Below are 19,695 nucleotides of genomic sequence, written 5' to 3'. Positions count from 1 at the left end.
GCGAGGCGGCGGGGACGGGACCGGGCCCGGCAACAGTGCGGCCTCGGGGGCCCGTTGTTCAAGCCCGTTGCCGGCACGCCCCGTGTCGCGGCCCCGCGCGGGCGGGCCGCCGTAGGGTCGGGGCATGCCGGAGACAGCGGAGAGCGGACGGACCCTCGAAGGCAGGGTGGCCCTGGTGGCCGGGGGAACGCGCGGCGCGGGCCGGGGCATCGCGGTCCAGCTGGGGGCGCGCGGGGCGACGGTGTACGTGTCGGGGCGCAGCACCACCGGGCGGCGCTCGGAGTACGACCGGCCGGAGACGGTCGAGGAGACGGCCGAGCTGGTCACGGCGGCGGGCGGCCGGGGCATCGCGGTGGTCGCCGACCACCTGGTGCCCGCTCAGGTCGAGGCGCTGGTGGGACGGATCGACGCCGAACAGGGCCGGCTGGACGTCCTGGTGAACGACATCTGGGGCGGCGAGCGGCTCTTCGAGTGGGAGAGCACCGTCTGGGAGCACGACCTGGACCAGGGGCTGCGGCTGCTGCGGCTCGCCGTGGACACCCATGCGATCACCAGCCACTTCGCGCTGCCGCTGCTGCTGCGTTCACCGGGCGGGCTGGTCGTGGAGATGACGGACGGAACGGCCGAGTACAACGCGAGCCGCTACCGGGTGTCCTTCTTCTACGACCTGGCCAAGTCGGCGGTGCTGCGGATGGCGTTCGCGCTCGGGCACGAGCTGGGTCCGCGCGGGGCGACGGCGGTGGCGCTGACGCCGGGCTGGCTGCGTTCGGAGATCATGCTGGAGGCCTTCGGGGTGACGGAGGCGAACTGGCGCGACGCGCTGGAGAAGGTCCCGCACTTCGCGATCTCCGAGACCCCCGGCTACGTGGGCCGCGCGGTCGCGGCACTGGCCGCCGACCCGGAGGTGGCCCGCTGGAACGGGCAGTCGCTCTCCAGCGGGCAGCTCGCCGGGGTGTACGGGTTCACGGACCTCGACGGGAGCCGGCCGGACGCCTGGCGGTACCTGGTGGAGGTCCAGGACCCGGACCTGCCGGCGGACACGACGGGTTACCGCTGACGGCTCCCTTCGGCCGTACGGGGCCGCCCGACTCCGGAATCCGCACTGTACGCATGCTGCGTACAGTGTCCGCAGGGCGTTAGGGTGGGGGCATGTCCACTCCAGCACAGCCGCCCGCCGTACCGCCCGTCCCCTCCGTGTGGACCCGGCCGCGCCGCCAGAAGGAACAGCCCGCGCTCAGCCGGGAGCAGATCGTCGCGGCCGCGGTCCGGCTGCTGGACGCCGAGGGCATCGAGGCGCTCAGCATGCGCAAGCTCGGCACCGGGATGGGCACCGCCGCCACCTCGCTCTACCGGCACGTCGCGAACAAGGACGAACTGATCGAGCTCGTCGTGGACGAGGTCTACGGGGAGCTCGAACTCCCCGAGGCCGGCGGCCCCGACGGCTGGCGGGCCGCCCTGTCCCACAGCGGGCACAGCCTGCGCGACATGGTCCTGCGCCACCCGTGGGTGGCCTCGGTCCTCGGCCAGGTGGGGCTGGCCCACCTCGGCCCGAACCTGATGCGGATGTCGGAGCGGATGCTGCGGCTGGCACAGACGGCGGGCTTCCCGCCCGGCGAGGCCGACCTCGCGATGAAGGCCGTCATCTCGTACGTCATCGGCGCCACGACCAGCGAGGCCTCCTACCTCTCGCTCCTGTCCCGCAGCGGCATGAGCGAGAGCGACTGGCTCCGCTCCCTGACGCCGGAGCCGACGGAGGCGCTCGACGGGCACCCGCTGACGAAGGACCACACCACCGCCCGGCAGGACCGGGACCCGGCGCGGATGCGCGAGGAGAACTTCGACTACGGACTCCAGCGCGTCCTCGACGGCCTGGCCACCCGGATCATCCGCGACTGATCCGGCCTCCGGGCCACGATGAGCCCCGCCCCCGTCAGTCCGTCGGGAACGTCAGCTCGCGCCCCTCGCCGAGCGGGGCGAAGAACCGCTCCACCGCCGCCTCCCGCACCTGTACCAGCGCCGCCGGGGACCAGCGCGGGCACCGGTCCTTGTCGATCACCTGCGCCCGGATGCCCTCCACCAGGTCGGGGGTGGACAGCGCGGCCGCGGAGATCCGGTACTCCTGCTCCAGCACCCGCTCCAGCGAGTCCATCGCGCGGGCCCGGCGCAGCGCGGCCAGTGTCACCTTGAGGGCGGTGGGGGATTTGGCGTGCAGTGCCCGGGACGCCTCGCGGGCCGCCGGGAGACCGGTGCCCAGCAGCCGGGAGTGGATCTCCTCGACGGTGTCGGCGGCGTAACAGCGGTCGATCCACTCCCGTTCGGCGGCGACTTCGCCCTCCGGCCCGGCGGGGACGGCGTAGCGGGCCACGACCTTGTCGGCGGAGGCGCCGTCCTGGCCCTCCGCGAGGTCCCGCATCAGCTCGTCCAGGAAGTCCGAGGGCACGTAGTGGTCGGCCAGCCCGCACAGCAGGGCGTCGGCGGCGCCGATCGCGGTGCCGGTCAGGGCGAGGTGGGTGCCGAGTTCGCCGGGCGCCCGGGACAGCAGGTAGGTACCGCCGACGTCGGGCACGAAGCCGATGCCGGTCTCGGGCATGGCGACGCGGGCGCGTTCGGTGACGATGCGGACGCTGCCGTGCGCCGAGATGCCGACGCCGCCGCCCATCACGATGCCGTCCATGAGGGCGACGTAGGGCTTCGGGTAGCGGGCGATACGGGCGTTGAGCCGGTACTCGTCGCGCCAGAAGCCGAGCGAGGCGGTGCCCCGGGCCTTCGCGTCGGCGTGGATGGCCCGGATGTCACCGCCCGCGCACAGGCCTCGTTCGCCAGCGCCGCGGATGACGACGTGCGCGACCGCTGGATCGTCCTCCCACGCCGTCAGCGCCTGCGTGATTCTCTCCACCATGGGGTGGGTAAGGGCGTTGAGGGCCTCGGGGCGGTTGAGGGTGATCACCCCGGAGCGGCCCTGGGTCTCGGTCAGGACGGTTTCGAATTCGGTCTCCACACCGGTCAGTATGTCGCGCCGGAAGCCCATCGAAGATCATTTCCAGTGATCCGGATGATCTTCCCGGTGGCGCGGGGCCCGGGGCGGGGCCGCGGGGCGCTCCGCCCGGTTCTTGGCCGGTTCCCGGCCGGTCCGCGACGCCGCCTCAGCGGGGGTGGGCGCCCGGAGTGTGGCCGAAGGCGCGGCGGAAGACGTCGATGAAGGCACTCGCCGAGGACCAGCCGCAGCGATGCGCGACCGCCGTCACGGGTGTGCCGACGGCCAACAGCCGAAGCGCCTGGTGCAGCCGCAGCCGGGTGCGCCACTGTGGGAAGGTCATGCCCAGCTCGGCCCGGAACAGCCGGCTCAGCGTCCGCTCCCCCGCCCCCGCCCCGGCGTCCTCGGCGAGGACGGCCAGGCTCCGCTGGTCTCCCGGGTCGGCGTGCAGCAGGGCGCAGACCGCCAGCAGCCGGGGGTCGGCGGGTGCGGGCAGGTGCAGCGGCTGGAGCGGGGAAACGCGCAGTTGGTCGAGGAGGACGCCGAGCATCCGGCGCCGCACCGGGCCGGGATCCCCAGTGTTCCGGCTGTACGCCAGGATCAGCTCGCGCAGCAGCGGGCCGACGGCGATCACGGCCGGGGCGTCCAGGCCGAGCGGGTCGTGCCGGGTGGACAGGCCGACGCGGTGCACGTCCGTACGCCCGTACGCGCGGTGCTCGTACACCGTCCCGGCCGGGATCCACAGCGCCCGGGTGGGCGGCGCCACCCAGGTGCCGGAGCCGGTGGTGAGGGAGAGGACGCCGGAGCCCGCGTAGGCGAGCTGGTGGTCGTCGTGCCGGTGGGCGTCGATCCCGGTGCGGGTGTCGGGATGCCTGACGCCGGTCGGGGCGCGGCGGGTGTGGCCGGCCGGGGAGTGGCCGGTATCGGCCCGGCGGTTTTTCTGCATCACCCGGAAATTTATCGGAAGCGGGACGCCCGCGCGCCCCGCGATCCGCGACCGGTGACCCCCGTCGATCCAGCGAACACCGAACGTTCTTCCGCCGTTCCTCCGTCCGGGGTGGAATCCGGCACCTCCCGCGCCGCTTCCTTCTCCGCCCTGACTGATCCCCAGAGGCTGAAACCATCAGGTGGCCTTGCAAGTCTGCCTGTCGTTCTCTACGGTCGATGCCATGACGACCCCGGAACCGGAACCGGCGATCCGTGACACCGCGGAGGAGCTCCAGCTGACCCTCGGCCTGCTGGTGCGCCGGATGAGGGCGGCCTCGGGTGGCGGTGTCAGCCTCTCCCAGATGTCCGTCCTCAAGCGGCTCGACCGGCTCGGTGAGGCCACTTCCGCCGATCTGGCCCGCGCCGAACAGATCCGCCCGCAGTCACTCATCGCCACGGTGAACTCCCTGCGCGCCGAGGGCTACGTCACCCGCGGCCCGCACCCCACCGACGGGCGCCGGCTGCTGATCTCCCTCACCGACCGGGGCCGGGCCCTCGTACGCGAGCGCCGCGAGGCCGGGCACGGGCGGATCGCCGAGCTCATGGCCGAGCGGCTGACGCCCGGAGAACGACGGCTGCTGGCCGAGGCCGTCCCCCTGCTGCGCCGCCTGGCCGAAGACTGAACCCCTCCCCCCTCCCTCCCGAGGAGCTCCCTTATGACCGACTCCCCCGCACCCACCGCCCTCACCCTGGACTCCGGCACCGCGCTGGTCCTGATCGACCTCCAGCAGGGCATCCTGAACCTGCCGACGGCCCGGCCCGGTGTGGAGATCCTCAAGCGGGGCATCGCGCTCGCCGAGGCTTTCCGCGCGCACCGGCTGCCCGTGGTCCTGGTCAACGTGGCTTGGTCGCCCGACGGCGGCGACCTGCCCACCGCCGATGTGGACGCCCCCGGCCCGGCCGCCGCCCCGCCCGCGGCGTTCTCCGAGATCCCGGCCGAACTCGCCGCGCTGGGCGACGTACGGGTCACCAAGCGGCACTGGGGCGCCTTCACCGGGACCGAGCTCGACCTCCAGCTGCGCCGACGGGGCATCCACCGGATCGTCCTGGCCGGCATCTCGACCAGCATCGGCGTCGAGTCCACCGCCCGGACCGCCTGGGAGCACAGCTACCACCTGGTCTTCGCCGAGGACGCCTCGACCGACATGGACGCCGCCTCGCACGAGCACAGCTTCGGCAAGATCTTCCCGCGCCTGGGCCGGGTCAGCTCCACGGCCGAGATCATCGCGGCCCTGGACGCACTGCGGCCCCGGCCTTAGGGCCTGGGCCTAGGGCCAGGGCACTTCCAGCCAGACGCACTTGCCCGCCGCCCCCGGCCGGGAGCCCCAGGCACGGGCCAGCTGTTGCACGATCAGCAGCCCGTGCCCGCCCGGCCGGGCCGGGTCCACCGGCAGGCCGGGGTCGCGCGGCCTCGGGGGCGCGGGGTTGAGGTCCGTCACCTCGATGCGCAGCCGTTCCTCGGTGCGGTCCAGGACCAGCGCGCCGGGCCCGCCGCCGTGCAGGCAGGCGTTGGCGACCACCTCCGACACGAGCAGCAGCACGTCCTCGGCGGCCTCCCGGATGGACTCGACCTCCGCCGGCAGCCACTTCCAGGCGGTCAGCGCCCGGCGGGTGAACTCCCGGCTGCGGGACACGGGATCGGGCAGCCCGTCGAGGACCAGCAGCCAGTTCCGGTCCGCCGGCCCGCGCAGCTCCATGACCCCTCGACCCCTCTCCCTACCGATGGTCCGGCCGCAGGGCCCGGGCCACGTCCGCGTGCACCGGGAAGACCCCGTCGGCGCCGGTGATCCGGAACATCCGGGCGACCGGCCCGCTCAGCCCCGCCAGTTCCAGCCTGCCGCCTGCCTCCTGGACCGAGATGCGGCCGTGCAGCAGCGCGTTCAGGCCGGTGGAATCGCAGAACTCCAGACCTGCCATGTCCACCACCATCCGGCCGCCCTGCTCGGCCGCGGCGTCCAGGGCCTCGCGCAGCGGCTCGGCAGTGTCGTGGTCCAGCTCACCGGCGAGCGAGAGGACCATCACCCCGTCCACCGCCCGCACGGCGACGGTGAACCGCTCGTCGTCGCCCTTTCCCTCCGGCACCATCCGGCACCACCCTTCCCGTCCCACTGGTCGTACGCCTGCCCGGACCCGGGCGAACCATGCGCGGGGCCGCCATCCGGGCTGATGGCCCGGAAACGCGGAAGGGCCGTTTCAGATGTCTCTGAAACGGCCCTTCCACCACGACTCTTCCGAGTCGGGACGACAGGATTTGAACCTGCGACCCCTTGACCCCCAGTCAAGTGCGCTACCAAGCTGCGCCACGTCCCGTTGTGCCGTCCACCTGGGGTTTTCCCCCTCGCGGCGGGCACATGCAGAACATTACCGCACGCCGGGGGGTGCGTGTGCACGGGTGATCGCGGGGCGCGAGGATGGGTGGGTGGACGGACGGGATCGCGATGCGGAGGGGCGGGCGCGCAGTGCGCGGCCGCGGGACGGGCTGGGACGGCCGCTGCCGTACGGGGCCGAGGGGGTGGAACGGCAGGCCGAGGGGGTGGTGCGGACGCCGGCCGGGACGGTGGCGGAGGCGCAGCGGCTGCTGGACGCCGGGATGCCCTTCCATGCGCACGAGGTGTTCGAGGACGCCTGGAAGTCGGGGCCGCGGGCTGACGAGGCACTGTGGCGGGGGCTGGCGCAGCTGGCGGTGGGGCTGACGCACGCCGCGCGGGGGAACGCGGTGGGCGGGGCGCGGCTGCTGCGGCGCGGAGCCGATGCCCTGGCCGGGCGGGAGGAGGCGTACGGGATCGACCTGGCGGGGCTGGCCGCCTGGGCCCGGGACCTGGCCGGGCGGGTCGCGGCGGCCGGGGCACCGATCGACCCGGCGGCCGAAGCCCCCCACCTCACCGGCCACCCGGCCGCCCCCGCCGGGGGCGGAACGGACCCCGGCTGACCGGGCGGCGGTTCCGGGCGAGCCGGCGGTCCGGGCCGGACCCGGCCCGGCCCGGGTCTTACGCGGCGGGCTGGAGGAGGTCCCAGCGGTTGCCGTAGAGGTCCTCGAAGACGGCGACCGAGCCGTATGCCTCGTGGCGCGGGTCCTCCAGGAAGCGGACGCCCTCGGCGGTCATCCGGGCGTGGTCGGCGGCGAAGTCGGCGGTGTAGAGGAAGAAGCCGACGCGGCCGCCGGTCTGGTCGCCGACGCGGGCCCGCTGGGCGTCGTCCTTGGCGCGGGCCAGCAGCAGGGCGGACTCCTCGGCGCCGGGCGGGCGCACCACGACCCAACGGGAGCCGTCGGGCCGGGCGGTGTCCTCCACGAGGTCGAAGCCGAGGGCCCCGGTGTAGAAGTCGATGGCCTCGTCGTAGTCGTGGACGACCAGGGCGGTGAGGGCGATGTGGGAGGGCATGGGCCCTATTGTGCGCCGAGGAGGACGACGTCCAGCGTGCGGGGGCCGTGGACGCCCTCCACCCGGTCGAGCTCGATGTCGCTGGTGGCGGAGGGGCCGGAGATCCAGGTCAGCGGGCGGGTGGGGACGAGGCGTTCCAGGGCCTGCGGGACGGAGTCGACGACCTGATCGGGGACGCGGACGACGCAGACGTGGTGGTCCGGGATCAGGGTGATGCGGCGCGCCCCTGGTCGGGGCTGCCGTCGAGGACGATCGTGCCGGTCTCGGCGATCGCCAGGGCGCAGCCGGTGACGACCCCGCCCGCGCGGTCCAGTTCGGCCGGGGTGGACGCGGCCCGGTCGGGCAGCCGCGCCGGGGCGGCCGCGGCGAGCCAGTGCGGGGGCAGGGCGGGCGGTACGAGGACGGTCGCGTGCGGTGCCAGCAGCCGGGCCAGCAGCTCCGGGAGGCCGTCCTCGCCGGTGCGGTGGACCGTCGCCCGGTACTCGGTGAGGTGCGCGGCGAGCAGGTCGACGCGCTCGGCCGGGGTCCGGGACCCGTGGACGCGGAGGTAGTCACGCGGCACGGCCGACGGCCCGGCGGTGCCGGGGTGCTCGGCCGTGCCGGAGTGCCCGACTGCACCGGAGTCCCCGGCCGTGCCGGGGTGCCCGACGGCGCCGGAGTGCCCGACGGCACTGGGGTGCTCGGCCGTCGGGGGCAGTGCCCGGCGGATGCGGGAGAGGATGCGGTCCTTGGCGCTCACTGCGGGGTCTCCCGTTCTCGCGCCCACCAGTCGCGGAAGGACTCCGCCGGGATCTCCGGCAGGGCGCGGGTGTCGGTCCAGGCGCGGCCCGGTCCCGGCAGCCGGCGCGGGCGCAGCCGGCGGGCGCGGGAGAGGAGCCGCTCCCCCGCGCGCAGGGCGCCGGGGTGGTCGAGGAGCAGGCGGGCGGCGCGCAGGGCGGCCCGTTCGGCGGTGTGGCCGTGGGCGGGCCGGATCCGGACGCGGACCCCCGCGCGGGTGACGGGGCCGCCCTGGACCACCCGTTCGCGCAGGTGGAGGAGGATCTCCGGGATGTCGATGGCGACCGGGCAGACCTCGTAACAGGCTCCGCAGAGGGTGGAGGCGTAGGGCAGCGTGGCGTCGATCGCGCTCGCGGTGCCCCGGAGTTGGGGGCTGAGGACGGCGCCGATCGGGCCGGGGTAGACGGAGCCGTAGGCGTGGCCGCCGGCGCGTTCGTAGACGGGGCAGACGTTGAGGCAGGCGGAGCAGCGGATGCAGCGCAGAGCCTGGCGGCCGGTCGCGTCGGCGAGGGCGTCGGTACGGCCGTTGTCGAGGAGGACGAGGTGGAAGGCGGTGGGTCCGTCGCCGTCGGTGGTGCCGGTCCACATGGTCGTGTACGGGTTCATCCGCTCGGCGGTCGAGGAGCGCGGCAGGGTCTGGAGGAAGACCTCCAGGTCCCGGAAGGTGGGGACCACCTTCTCGATGCCGACGACCGAGATCAGGGTCTCGGGGAGGGTCAGGCACATCCGGCCGTTGCCCTCGGACTCCAGGACGACCATGGTGCCGGTCTCGGCGACCATGAAGTTGGCGCCGGAGACGGCGACCTTGGCGCGCAGGAACTTCTCGCGCAGGTGGAGGCGGGCGGCTTCGGCGAGTTCGCGCGGATCGTCGCCGAGGCCGTCCGGAGCGGGCCGGCCCCAGGCGCCCATCTCGGCACGGAAGACGTCCCGGATCCCGGCACGGTTGAGGTGGATGGCGGGGACGAGGAGGTGCGAGGGCCGGTCGTGGCCGAGCTGGACGATCAGTTCGGCGAGGTCGGTCTCGTAGGCGGCGATCCCGGCGGCCTCCAGGGCCTCGTTCAGGCCGATCTCCTGGGTGGCCATGGACTTGACCTTGACGACCTCGCGTTCACCGATCGCGAGGACCAGGCCGGTGACGATGCGGTTGGCCTCGGCGGCGTCGGCGGCCCAGTGCACGGTGCCGCCCGCCGCGGTGACGGCGGCCTCCAGCTCCAGGAGGTGGCGGTCGAGGTGGCGCAGGGTCTCGTCCTTGATCGCCTTTCCGGCGGCGCGCAGCCGGTCCCAGTCGTCGAGTTCGGCGACGGCGCGGGCGCGTTTGGCGCGGATGGTGTGGGTGGCGTGGCGCAGGTTGGCGCGCAGCACCTCGTCCCGTACGGCCTCGCGGGCCGCGTCCGGGAAGGCGGGGAAGGCGGGCATGCCGAGGTAGGTGCCGGTCATCGCGGGGGTGCCTCCGTCCCGGTCGCGGCCAGGATCTCGGCCAGGTGCAGGACGCGCGGTGCGCTGCCGGTGCGGCGCAGGATGCCGTCGAGGTGGGTGAGGCAGGAGTTGTCGGCCCCGCACAGCACCTCGGCGCCGGTGGAGCGGGCGGCCCGTACCTTGTCGGCGCCCATCGCGGCGGAGACGTCCGGGTTCTTGACGGCGAAGGTGCCGCCGAAGCCGCAGCACTCCTCGGCGCCGGGCAGCTCGATCAGTTCCAGGCCCCGGACGGCGGCGAGCAGCCGGCGCGGGCGGTCGCCGAGCCCGAGGGAACGCAGGCCGTGGCAGGAGGGGTGATAGGTGACGGTGTGCGGGAAGTACGCGCCGACATCGGTCACGCCGAGGACGTCGACGAGGAACTCGGTCAGCTCGTACACGCGCGGTACGAGGTCCCGCGCCAGTTCCGCGAGCCCGTCGCCCCGCCCCTCCTCGGCGGCCTTCCGGCCGATGCGCGGGTACTGCTCGCGGACCATCGCGGCGCAGGAACCGGAGGGGGTGACCACGTACGCGTACCCGGCGAAGGCCTCGGCGGTGCGGCGCAGCAGCGGTTCGCTCTCCCGCCGGTACCCGGTGTTGTACTGCGGCTGGCCACAGCAGCTCTGGGCGGCCGGGAAGTCCACCTCGACGCCGAGCCGCTCCAGGAGGCGGACGACGGCGGTGCCCGTACCGGGGTACAAAACGTCGTTGACGCAGGTGACGAACAGGGCGGCACGCATGACGGGCAGAATAGCCGGGTGAAGAAGTTCTCAGTGATCGGCATCGGCGCGGGCGACCCGGACCACCTGACCCTCCAGGCGGTACGGGCGCTCGGCGCGGCGGACGCGTTCCTCATCCTGGAGAAAGGGGAGGAGAAGTCGGACCTGACGGGGCTGCGCCGGGCGATGCTCGCGGAGCACGCCCGTCCGGGCCACCGGCTGGTGGAGGGCCGCGACCCGGACCGCGACCGGACCCCGGACGACTACGCCCCCACGGTGGACGGCTGGCGCAGCGCGCGGGCCGGCATCTTCGAGCGGTTCATCGCCGAGGACCTCGCGGACGGCGAGACGGGGGCCTTCCTGGTCTGGGGCGACCCCTCCCTGTACGACTCCACGCTCGCGATCCTCGACGAGGTGCGCGAGCGCGGCCGGGTGGAGTTCGAGCACGAGGTGGTGCCCGGCATCAGCAGCGTGTCGGCGCTGCTCGCCCGGCACCGCACCAATCTGAACCGGGTCGGGCGTCCGGTGCAGATCACCACGGGCCGGCGGCTCGCGGAGGGCTGGCCGCAGGACGTGGACGACGTGGTGGTGATGCTGGATGCCCGGCACGCCTTCACCGCCCACCTCGACCAGGACCTGTACATCTACTGGGGCGCCTACGTCGGCACGCCGGACGAGATCCTGGTCGCGGGCAAGCTGGCGGACGTGGCCGGGCGGATCGAGGAGCTGCGCACCGAGGCCCGGGCCCGCAAGGGCTGGATCATGGACACGTATCTGCTCAGGCGCCCCTGAGGAAGGCGGGAAGGACCTCGGCGAGGCGCTCGTACTCCTCGGCGCGGTTGTAGATCTGCCCGCAGACGCGGATGCCGCCGCCGCTCGGGCGGGCCCAGATCAGGGTGCGTACGCGGGTCTTGGCCGCGAGCCCCTCGCGCAGGGCCGCTGCCTCGTCCTGGGTCTCGGCGGTCCCGGGCGGCAGCAGCAGGGAGCGCATCGCGAGGCCCGGGGTGTACGGGAGCGGGGTGATCCCGGGGATCCGGGCGAGCAGGGCGGCGCCGTAGGCGGCGAGCGCGCAGTTGTGGGCGCGGACTTCGGCGGCGCCGAGCCGTTCGAGGAGGTCGAGGCCCTCGGGGGCGGCCAGCCAGCCGGTGTAGTCGGCGGTGGCGCGGTACTCGACGGAGCGCGGGAAGCCCGCCGCGTCCTGCCAGGACGGTGACAGGGAGCGGACCCGGGAGCGGTGCGCGGGGGCCACGGCGAGCAGGGCGGTCCCGGAGGGGGCGTAGCCCCACTTGTGCAGGTTCCCGAACCAGAAGTCGGCGCCGGCGGCGATCGGTTCGGCCAGCATGCCGGGGGTGTGGGCGCCGTCGACGACGGTGGTGACCCCGCGCGCGGACAGGTCGGCGAGGAGCCGGGGGCCGGCGATCAGGCGTGCGGTGGGCGAGCTGACGTGGTCGAGGACGGCCACCTTGGTGCGGGGCGTGAGCGCGGCGAGGACGGTCTCCCGTACGGCGTCCTCGTCGGGGAGGCGGGGGTCGAGGGCGACGGTGGTGACGGGGGCGCGGCGGGCGGCGGCCGCGACGACCGTGCCGTAGCCGTGGTCGGTGACGAGGATCTCGTCGCCGTCGGCGAGGTCGACGGCGCCGAGGGCGAGGTTCGCGCCCTCGGTGGCGTTGGCGATGAAGGCGAGGCCGTCCGGGTCGGCGCCGAGGCGGGCGGCGATCCGGGTCCGGGCCGCCGCGACCCGGTCGGGGACGGCGTTGAAGAACGCGTCCGGGTCGGCGTGGGCCTCGGCGCGCAGCGCGTCCTGGGCCTCCTGCACGGGCAGCGGGACGGCGCCGTACGAGCCGTGGTTGAGGTGGGCGACGCCCGGGTCCAGCCGGAAGAGGCCGGGACCGCCGGGGAAGGCGGGCGGGGCGGACGGGACGGACGGGTCGGGCACGGCTGCCTCCGGGTGCGGTACGGGGCCCTCGCCGGCGGGGCGCGGTGGTCCGGCTCCCGGCGGGGGCCGCGGGCGTGTCACCCGGAGCATGCGGGCCGCTCGCCCCGCCCGACAGGGCCGATTCCGCCAGAGTGGCCTACCTCGCGGCCGCCTCCGGGCAGGCGGGGCGGCGACGCCGGCCGCAGCCGAGGGCTCTGGGCGCCGGGCCGGCGCGGGCGGACCCGGGGGGGGGCCGGGCGGCGCAGACGCCCGCGGGTCAGCGCTCCGGGGCGCCTGGCCGACGGGAACCGCCTCGGGCAGGGCCGCACGCCGGGGGCCGGGCCGGCTCGGGGGTCAGGTGCCGCGGCCGCTGCTCGCCGCGTAGTACTGGAGGTCCTGCACCCGTACCGCCGGGTCGACGCGGTAGAGCAGCTCGACCCCGGCCCCGGCCTTCCCGTCGCGGACCACCTGCGCCGAGCTCGTGCCCGGCTTCAGCGGCAGCAGCTGCGCGTGCACCCCGGCCGGGGCCTCGTGCCGGCCCGCGACGGGGCCGACGGCGGTACGGACGGTGGCGGGCTGCGTGAGGAAGCTGAGCACCTCCACGGTGTCCCGGGGTGCGGCGCTGCCCTTGCGCGGGGACATCACCAGCGACTGGCCGCCGGTCGGGCCGGTGGCCGCGAACTGGGTGCGGGAGGTGAGGTAGAGGGTGTCGCGGACGATGCCCGGCCACCGGCCGGTCTTGAAGCGGGTCAGGTAGTAGGAGCTCAGGTCCAGGTACGTGTACCCGTTGTGCAGGGACGGGGCGAACTGGCTGCCCTCCGAGTAGTCGTTCCAGGTGGTCAGCTGGACCCAGTCCGCGCCGTCCTCGATCGCCCGGGTCCAGGTCGCCCGCAGGGTGGCGGTGTTGCCCGCCTCGTCGTAGATCCCCTGGTTCGGCCGGGCGTCCTGGACGGAGACCGGCTGCATCCAGATCTTGCCCAGGCCGTGGCTGCGGTCCACCGCCGAGGTGGAGGCCTCCTGGCCCACGTAACTGCGGCTGCCCCATTCGGAGAACCCGTAGCTGAGGGGCGCGAACGCCGTGGCGTGGGCGTCGAGGTCGAGGAAGAGCGGCACGAACGCGGTACGGACGCCGTACCGGGTGCGCAGCGTGTCCAGCACCCGGGTCCACCAGGCGGGGTCCTTCGCCTCCGCCTTGAACGGGGAGACGACGAGGCGGCCGTCGCCGAGCCGGTGCGCGGCGGGGGCCCGCCCGAGGGCGGCGAGGGACTCGGCGAGGACCGCCGGGTCGTCGGTGTCCAGGGAGGTCATGTCCGGCATCAGCATGATCCGGAAGGCGGGGTCGACGGCGTGGGCGGCCTTCATGAGGAGGTCGGCCCGCTCCCGGTTCCTGCCGGTGAGGGAGAGCAGGTCGAGGGTGAAGCCGTCGAGGCCGGCGTCGCGGGCGGTGCGCACCTCCTGCTGGAGGTTGGCGTACTCCCAGTCGCCGTCCTTCGGCGGGACGGGCAGCGGGCGGTCGCGCAGCAGGCCCCCGTACCGCTCGTGCTTGCCGTTCTCGCCGTCGGGGTCGAGGTAGTTGCGGGTGTAGTAGTCGGCTTCGGAGCTCGCGTTGTCGAGGGAGAGCGGGTACGGGGTGAAGTAGTGGGCGAACACGAGCTTGCCGCCCGCGGCGGCGGAACGCAGCGCGGCCGGTCCCGGCAGGTCGAAGGGCAGGGCCCCGGCGGGGCGGGCGCCCGCGTCCCCGGGGCGCGCCGTAGGGGCGGGCGGACCGGTGGGCGGGGGCGCACCCGTGTCCGGCTCGGCGCGGTCCTGCCCGGCGGCGGCCTGGAAGGGGTCCCAGGCGGCCCCGGCGGCGGCGCAGACGCCGACGAGGAGGAAGAGGGCGAGCAGCAGGGCCGGCAGGGGCCGTCGTTCCGGTAACCGGGGCCGCCGCCGACGGGGCACGGGGCCCGCCCGCCGGCCCGTACCCGTACGCGTACGCCGGTCCCTTCGTCCGTCCGCTGTCATCCTGGAGCCCCTCCCCCGCGTCCGCCCCCGCGCGGGGCTGCACAGCAGTAGAGCCGATGAGCGCTCTCCGGACAACCGTTCGCGGCAGGGTCGTGGGGGCGGTGTGCCCGGTGGGGCCGAAGGGAGCCAGGAGGGCGGCGGGAGGGGTCTCCCCGTCGCTCGCGCGCCCTACGGCATCAGGCCGGCCACGCGGGTCAGGAGGGCGTCGGCGGTGCGGTTGCCGCGGACGGAGCGGAGGCGGCCGCGGAGCCTGCGCAGGGCGTCGCCGACGCGGGCCGACTCCAGGGCGGCGACCGTGTCGAGGAGTTCGTGCCAGGTGGCGCAGGCGCGCTCCAGGTGGCCCTGGTCCAGCTGGAGTTCGGCGAGCCGGGCGGTGGTGACGGCGCGGGCCCGGTGTTCGGCGGCCGGGCGGTGGCGCAGGGAGGCCAGCAGCGCGGAGACGGCGCCGGTGAGATCGCCCAGCGCGGCCAGCGCCTCGGACTGCTGGTGGTGGAAGGCCGCCCGGTGGTAGTCCCCGATCGGGGCGTCACGGCCCGTCGAGCGCTCCAGCAGCCGTTCGGCGCGGCCCAGGTGGGCCAGGGCGGCCCGCCGGTCACCGCAGGCTGCCGCCGCGAGCGCCAGCTGGCCGGTGACGGACGCGGCCTGGACGGCGGGCAGCCGGGGGACCTCGCGGGCCGCCGCCTCGGCCAGTTCCCAGGCCTGCTCGCGGTGCCCCAGGGAGTGTGCCTGCACGCTCATGGCCCGGAGCACCGGCGCGTGGATCCCCAGGTCCCCCGCCTCCCGGCCCAGCCGCAGGGCCGCGCGGTAGTAGGCCTGGGCGGGGCCCTGCTCGTTGCCGTCGAAGCACAGGAACCCGGCGGTGTAGGCGAGGCGCGCGGCGCTGCCCAGCAGCCGGTGGCGTACGGCCGGTGAGGCGTCGGCGCGCAGCCAGGGGGCGACGGTGGCGGTGAGGTAGGCGGTCACGGCGGGGCGGACCTGGCCGCTGCCGAACATCATGTCGGCCTTGCGGAAGACGGGCAGCAGGGCCTCGGCCGCCGCGACGTGGTGGAGCCCGAGCCGGGTCCCGGACGGGCCCTGCGGGGCCGGGGCCGCCGCTTCCCCGTGGGGCCGCCAGGTGGCGCGGTAGACCGGTATCGCGCCGAACGGCCCCGCCGCGAGGGCCGCCTCCGCGAGCCCGCCGTCCCCCGGGGGGACGCGGGCGCCGGGGTCCACGGGTGCGGGGCCGGGCCCGCCGCCCGGCCGTGTCCGCCCGTGGGTCCGGGGCCGGGCGAGGCCGGTGTCGGCCGTGCTGATCCGGCGGCCGGTCCGCCGGCTCAGCGCCTCGGCGGCGAGGGCGACGACATGGGCCGGCGGGCGGCTGCCGGACAGCCAGTGGGAGACGGAGGTGCGGTCGTAGCGCAGGATGAGGCCGGTCTCGGCCGCGATGCCGTTCACGGCCCGGGCGAAGTCCTGCCCGCTCCAGCGGGCATCGGTGAGGAGGGTGCGCAGTCGTCCGTTGGGTGCGCGTTCGGCCATCTGAACCGCCCGGGTCGCCAGATCGTACAGGTGTCCATCGCTTCAACACGGCCCCACATTCAACAGGGTGGGGCAGGGGCGGACGTACCGGATGCGGCCGTCCTGCGCCTCACTGGGACCTGTGCACACCGTGCCACAGGGCCGCACCACCCGCCCCTGGCGTACGGGGGCACACGAGATCACGGCGGAGCAGAACCGGTTCAGCGGCTCGCTCCGGCAGGACGCCCGCGCACGACCAGCTGCCGAGGAGGAGGTGCGTACCGGTGAACCCGTACGCGACCGACCCGCAGGACCCCGAGGGAACGGCCCTGCCCGGCCGGGCCCGGACCGCCGTGGACCCCTTGCTGCGGGCCGCCGTCCGCACCCTGCCCGAGGGGGTGGGGGCCGTCTGCGCGGACCTCCTCGGCCGGGGGGACCGGCCCGGGCGGCCGGCCGGACCCGCCCTGGTGCTGGCGTCCGCGCGGGCCGTGGGCGGCCGGGAGGAGGACGCCCTCACGGCTGCGGCCTCCGTGGAACTCGTGTACGCCATGGGGCTGTTGTACGAGGACACCGGCGCCCGGGGCCCCTGCCCGCCCCCGGCGGCGGCCCGCGCGGGCGAGGCGCTGGCCGCGCTCGCGGTCCGCCTCGTCGCGGGCCGCTCCGCGGCGGTCTGCGCGCTCTGCGACTGCCTGGTCGAACGGTCCGGGGCGCCGGACGGAGCCGCCGCGCTCGCGGCGCTGTACGGCGCCGCCTGCGCTTTGGGCGGTGTGTACGGCGGCGCCCCGCCCCGGGTCACGGCCGCGCTGCTGGCCTTCGGCCGGGCCACCGCGCTCTCGGCGCCCCCGGCCCGGCCCGGCGGGGCGGCGCCGCACCTGAGATCGCTCCCGGCCACACCGCCCCTCCCGGTGGCCGATCCGGCGCTGGAGCACCTGGCCACGGCCGTTCCCGACCTGGCGGAGGCCGCCGACCTGCTGGCCCTGTACGCGCTGATCACCGGGCGGGATCCGACCGGACGGAATGCGATCGGACGGAATGTGACATTCCGCTGGCCATCCCCTGGAAGTGGCGCATAATCGTCGACACGCGGCGCGAAAGAACCCTCCTGCCGCGTTCGGTCACGCATGCAATGGGGGGCATCGTGATGATGGGGGACTCCCCGCCGCCCGGCGCGGCGGGCACGCTGACGACCACGTCCGCCGAACTGTCGATGCTGCTCACCGCCGTTCGCCGGGGACGGGTGCTCACCGTCACGGGCCGGTTCCGCGAACCCCGGAGCCTGCTCGTCCGGGACATCGCGCACCGGCTGTCGTCCAACTTCTGCGACGGAGCGGCCGTGGTCACCGTCGCCCGGGACGGCGGCTTACGGGAACTGGTGGCCGCGCTGGGCCGCGTACCCGGCATGCCCTTCCTGCCCTGCGGCACCGCGGAGGCCGCCGCCTCGTGGCTGGCGGAACGGGACATGCTGCTGGTCCTCGACGACAGCGACCGGCTGAGCCCCGCGGCGGTGTCCTGGCTGCGCGCCCTGCTCGCCGACGCGCCCGGACTGCGCATCCTGGCCGCGGGACGGTATCCGCTGGGTGTGGGCCAGGGCCGCGTCCACCGGCTCTGACGCCACGACTCCACCCCCACCGCCCGGATACGGGTCCGCCCCGGCCGGGCACGAGGCCGGCCGGGGCGGAACCGCTGTTGCCGAAGGCGTCAGCCGAGCAGCGCGATCGTCTTGTTCAGGGTCGCGGAGGGACGCATGACCGCGGCCGCCTTGGCCGGGTCGGGCTGGAAGTAGCCGCCGATGTCGGCCGGGGAGCCCTGGACGGCGATGAGCTCGCGGACGATGGTCTCCTCGGACTCCGCCAGGGTCTTGGCGACCGGCTCGAAGGCCGCGGCGAGCTTCGGGTCGTCGATCTGGCGGGACAGCTCCTGCGCCCAGTAGAGGGCGAGGTAGAAGTGGCTGCCGCGGTTGTCGATGCCGCCCAGCTTGCGGCTCGGCGACTTGTCCTCGTTGAGGAAGGTGCCGGTGGCGCGGTCCAGGGTGTCGGCCAGCACCTGGGCGCGGGCGTTGCCGGTGGTGGTCGCGAGGTGCTCGAAGGAGACGGCCAGCGCGAGGAACTCACCGAGCGAGTCCCAGCGCAGGTAGTTCTCCTTGACCAGCTGCTGCACGTGCTTGGGGGCGGAGCCGCCGGCGCCGGTCTCGAAGAGGCCGCCGCCGTTCATCAGCGGGACGACCGACAGCATCTTGGCGCTGGTGCCCAGCTCCAGGATGGGGAAGAGGTCGGTCAGGTAGTCGCGCAGGACGTTGCCGGTCACCGAGATGGTGTCCTCGCCACGACGGATGCGCTCCAGGGAGTAGGCGGTGGCCTTGACCGGGGAGAGGATCTCGATGGTGAGGCCGTCGGTGTCGTGGTCGGCCAGGTAGGTCTTGACCTTGGCGATCAGCTGCGCGTCGTGGGCGCGGCCCTCGTCCAGCCAGAAGACGGCCGGGACGCCGGTGGCGCGGGCGCGGGTGACGGCGAGCTTGACCCAGTCCTGGATCGGCGCGTCCTTGGTCTGGCAGGCGCGGAAGATGTCGCCGGCGGCGACCTCCTGCTCCAGGACCGTGGTGCCCGCGGCGTCGACGAGGCGGACGGTGCCCGCGGCGGCGATCTCGAAGGTCTTGTCGTGGCTGCCGTACTCCTCGGCCTTCTGGGCCATGAGGCCGACGTTCGGCACCGAGCCCATGGTGGCCGGGTCGTAGGCGCCGTGCGCGCGGCAGTCGTCGACGACGGCCTGGTAGACGCCCGCGTAGCTGCTGTCCGGGAGGACGGCCAGGGTGTCGGCCTCCTTGCCGTCCGGGCCCCACATGTGGCCGGAGGTGCGGATCATGGCCGGCATCGAGGCGTCGACGATGACGTCGGACGGCACGTGCAGGTTGGTGATGCCCTTGTCGGAGTCGACCATCGCGAGGGCCGGGCCCTCGGCGATCTCGGCGTCGAAGGAGGCCTTGATCGCGTCGCCGTCGGGCAGCGCGCCCAGGCCGTTCAGGATGGAGCCGAGGCCGTCGTTCGGGGACAGGCCGGCGGCGGCGAGGGTCTCGCCGTAGCGCGCGAAGGTCTTCGGGAAGAAGGCGCGGACCACGTGGCCGAAGACGATCGGGTCGGAGACCTTCATCATCGTGGCCTTGAGGTGCACGGAGAACAGGACGTTCTCGGCCTTGGCCCGCTCGATCTGGTCGTTCAGGAAGGTGCGCAGGGAGTCGACGCGCATGACGGAGGCGTCCACGACCTCACCGGCGAGCACCGGTACGGAGTCGCGCAGCACGGTGGTGGTGCCGTCGGCGGCGACGTGCTCGATGCGGAGCGTGCCGTCCTCGGCGATCACGGTGGACTTCTCGGTGGAGCGGAAGTCGTTCGCGCCCATGGTGGCGACGTTCGTCTTCGACTCGGAGGTCCAGGCGCCCATGCGGTGCGGGTGGGTCTGGGCGTACTTCTTGACCGAGGCGGGGGCGCGGCGGTCGGAGTTGCCCTCGCGCAGGACCGGGTTGACGGCGCTGCCCTTGACCTTGTCGTAGCGGGCGCGGACCTCGCGCTCCTCGTCGGTCTTCGGGTCGTCCGGGTAGTCCGGCAGGGCGTAGCCCTGGGCCTGGAGCTCGGCGACCGCGGCCTTCAGCTGCGGGATCGAAGCCGAGATGTTCGGCAGCTTGATGATGTTCGCCTCGGGCGTCTTCGCCAGCTCGCCGAGCTCGGCGAGGGCGTCGGCGATCCGCTGGCTCTCCTCCAGGTGCTCGGGGAAGCTGGCGATGATCCGACCGGCCAGGGAGATGTCACGGGTCTCGACATTCACACCGGCCGTCGACGCGTACGCCTGGATCACAGGCAGGAACGAATACGTCGCGAGGGCCGGGGCCTCGTCAGTGTGCGTGTAGATGATGGTCGAGTCAGTCACCGGATGCTCCGCTCCACAGTCTGCGTCTCTCGTCTGCAACATTGCTCGACATCAAGATATCTCGTGATCGGGCCG

19 protein-coding genes, 1 tRNA gene and 1 pseudogene are annotated in these 19,695 nt (G+C 74.5%); 8 read left to right on the top strand and 13 right to left on the bottom strand.

What is annotated here, in order from left to right:
• The first annotated feature begins 124 nt into the window (after positions 1-124).
• Both ACZ6ZT_RS00345 and ACZ6ZT_RS00340 read left to right on the top strand, forming a co-directional pair.
• Positions 125-1,057, top strand: a complete 933-nt coding sequence (locus ACZ6ZT_RS00345; RefSeq protein ID WP_469714072.1) for an SDR family oxidoreductase — start codon at positions 125-127, stop codon at positions 1,055-1,057.
• Positions 1,058-1,149: 92 nt separating this feature from the next.
• A complete protein-coding gene (locus tag ACZ6ZT_RS00340) occupies positions 1,150-1,896 on the top strand; it encodes a TetR/AcrR family transcriptional regulator (RefSeq protein ID WP_469714070.1) in 747 nt (248 codons plus the stop codon).
• A 34-nt stretch (positions 1,897-1,930) separates the two neighbouring features.
• On the opposite strand, the gene ACZ6ZT_RS00335 is transcribed toward ACZ6ZT_RS00340, so the two are convergent.
• Together ACZ6ZT_RS00335 and ACZ6ZT_RS00330 are read right to left on the bottom strand one after the other, a co-directional pair.
• Entirely contained in the window at positions 1,931-3,028 is a 1,098-nt protein-coding gene (locus tag ACZ6ZT_RS00335; protein WP_469714068.1) for an enoyl-CoA hydratase/isomerase family protein, read from the bottom strand.
• 115 nt (positions 3,029-3,143) lie between these two features.
• A complete protein-coding gene (locus ACZ6ZT_RS00330; RefSeq protein WP_469714065.1) occupies positions 3,144-3,920 on the bottom strand; it encodes an AraC family transcriptional regulator in 777 nt (258 codons plus the stop codon).
• 223 nt (positions 3,921-4,143) lie between these two features.
• On the opposite strand from ACZ6ZT_RS00330, the gene ACZ6ZT_RS00325 reads away from it, so the two are divergent.
• Positions 4,144-4,584: a MarR family winged helix-turn-helix transcriptional regulator gene (locus ACZ6ZT_RS00325; RefSeq protein WP_469714063.1), complete on the top strand. Its 441-nt coding sequence runs from the start codon at positions 4,144-4,146 to the stop codon at positions 4,582-4,584.
• 33 nt (positions 4,585-4,617) lie between these two features.
• Positions 4,618-5,220, top strand: coding sequence for a hydrolase (locus ACZ6ZT_RS00320; protein ID WP_469714061.1), 603 nt, complete (start codon positions 4,618-4,620; stop codon positions 5,218-5,220).
• Between the two features lie 9 nt (positions 5,221-5,229).
• Here the strand turns inward: ACZ6ZT_RS00320 and ACZ6ZT_RS00315 are convergent, their stop codons facing one another.
• The 3 genes from ACZ6ZT_RS00315 to ACZ6ZT_RS00305 form a co-directional block, all read right to left on the bottom strand.
• Positions 5,230-5,658, bottom strand: coding sequence for an ATP-binding protein (locus tag ACZ6ZT_RS00315; RefSeq protein ID WP_469714059.1), 429 nt, complete (start codon positions 5,656-5,658; stop codon positions 5,230-5,232).
• Between the two features lie 19 nt (positions 5,659-5,677).
• A complete protein-coding gene (locus ACZ6ZT_RS00310; RefSeq protein WP_469714057.1) occupies positions 5,678-6,046 on the bottom strand; it encodes an STAS domain-containing protein in 369 nt (122 codons plus the stop codon).
• A 151-nt stretch (positions 6,047-6,197) separates the two neighbouring features.
• Positions 6,198-6,271, bottom strand: a tRNA-Pro gene (locus ACZ6ZT_RS00305).
• A 109-nt stretch (positions 6,272-6,380) separates the two neighbouring features.
• Between ACZ6ZT_RS00305 and ACZ6ZT_RS00300 the strand changes: the two genes are divergently transcribed.
• Positions 6,381-6,890 (top strand): DUF309 domain-containing protein, encoded by a 510-nt coding sequence (locus ACZ6ZT_RS00300; RefSeq protein WP_469714055.1) that lies wholly within the window; start codon positions 6,381-6,383, stop codon positions 6,888-6,890.
• A 58-nt stretch (positions 6,891-6,948) separates the two neighbouring features.
• On the opposite strand, the gene ACZ6ZT_RS00295 is transcribed toward ACZ6ZT_RS00300, so the two are convergent.
• The 4 genes and pseudogenes from ACZ6ZT_RS00295 to ACZ6ZT_RS00280 form a co-directional block, all read right to left on the bottom strand.
• The gene (locus ACZ6ZT_RS00295; protein ID WP_469714053.1) at positions 6,949-7,341 is read right to left on the bottom strand and encodes a VOC family protein; all 393 of its coding nucleotides are present in this window, start codon (positions 7,339-7,341) and stop codon (positions 6,949-6,951) included.
• 5 nt (positions 7,342-7,346) lie between these two features.
• Positions 7,347-8,080: pseudogene (locus ACZ6ZT_RS00290) on the bottom strand (LutC/YkgG family protein).
• Positions 8,077-9,555, bottom strand: coding sequence for a lactate utilization protein B (locus tag ACZ6ZT_RS00285; RefSeq protein WP_469714052.1), 1,479 nt, complete (start codon positions 9,553-9,555; stop codon positions 8,077-8,079). Before ACZ6ZT_RS00285 ends, ACZ6ZT_RS00290 begins: the two are co-directional and overlap by 4 nt.
• Complete coding sequence (locus tag ACZ6ZT_RS00280) at positions 9,552-10,310, bottom strand: (Fe-S)-binding protein (protein WP_469714050.1); 759 nt, start codon at positions 10,308-10,310, stop codon at positions 9,552-9,554. Before ACZ6ZT_RS00280 ends, ACZ6ZT_RS00285 begins: the two co-directional genes overlap by 4 nt.
• Positions 10,311-10,328: 18 nt before the next feature.
• On the opposite strand from ACZ6ZT_RS00280, the gene cobF reads away from it, so the two are divergent.
• On the top strand, positions 10,329-11,081 hold the full coding sequence (gene cobF, locus ACZ6ZT_RS00275) for a precorrin-6A synthase (deacetylating) (RefSeq protein ID WP_469714048.1): 753 nt from the start codon (positions 10,329-10,331) through the stop codon (positions 11,079-11,081).
• Here the strand turns inward: cobF and ACZ6ZT_RS00270 are convergent.
• The 3 genes from ACZ6ZT_RS00270 to ACZ6ZT_RS00260 form a co-directional block, all read right to left on the bottom strand.
• Positions 11,068-12,225 carry an aminotransferase class V-fold PLP-dependent enzyme gene (locus tag ACZ6ZT_RS00270; protein WP_469714046.1) on the bottom strand — a complete coding sequence of 386 codons (1,158 nt, stop codon included), beginning with the start codon at positions 12,223-12,225 and terminating at the stop codon, positions 11,068-11,070. The genes cobF and ACZ6ZT_RS00270 overlap by 14 nt on opposite strands.
• A 333-nt stretch (positions 12,226-12,558) precedes the next feature.
• Entirely contained in the window at positions 12,559-14,208 is a 1,650-nt protein-coding gene (locus ACZ6ZT_RS00265) for a glycoside hydrolase family 71 protein (protein WP_469714044.1), read from the bottom strand.
• 168 nt (positions 14,209-14,376) lie between these two features.
• A complete protein-coding gene (locus ACZ6ZT_RS00260) occupies positions 14,377-15,723 on the bottom strand; it encodes a hypothetical protein (RefSeq protein ID WP_469714041.1) in 1,347 nt (448 codons plus the stop codon).
• Between the two features lie 263 nt (positions 15,724-15,986).
• Between ACZ6ZT_RS00260 and ACZ6ZT_RS00255 the strand changes: the two genes are divergently transcribed.
• Both ACZ6ZT_RS00255 and ACZ6ZT_RS00250 read left to right on the top strand, forming a co-directional pair.
• Positions 15,987-16,775, top strand: coding sequence for a hypothetical protein (locus ACZ6ZT_RS00255; RefSeq protein WP_469714039.1), 789 nt, complete (start codon positions 15,987-15,989; stop codon positions 16,773-16,775).
• A gap of 53 nt (positions 16,776-16,828) precedes the next feature.
• Positions 16,829-17,311, top strand: a complete 483-nt coding sequence (locus tag ACZ6ZT_RS00250; RefSeq protein WP_469714037.1) for a hypothetical protein — start codon at positions 16,829-16,831, stop codon at positions 17,309-17,311.
• Between the two features lie 89 nt (positions 17,312-17,400).
• Here ACZ6ZT_RS00250 and ACZ6ZT_RS00245 read toward each other — a convergent pair whose 3' ends face one another.
• Entirely contained in the window at positions 17,401-19,620 is a 2,220-nt protein-coding gene (locus ACZ6ZT_RS00245) for an NADP-dependent isocitrate dehydrogenase (RefSeq protein WP_469714035.1), read from the bottom strand.
• Between the last annotated feature and the right edge of the window lie 75 nt (positions 19,621-19,695).

This window comes from Streptomyces sp. NPDC102258, assembly GCF_055584685.1.
Note: the sequence above shows the minus strand (reverse complement) of the source record. Positions and strands in the feature narration are given on the sequence as shown.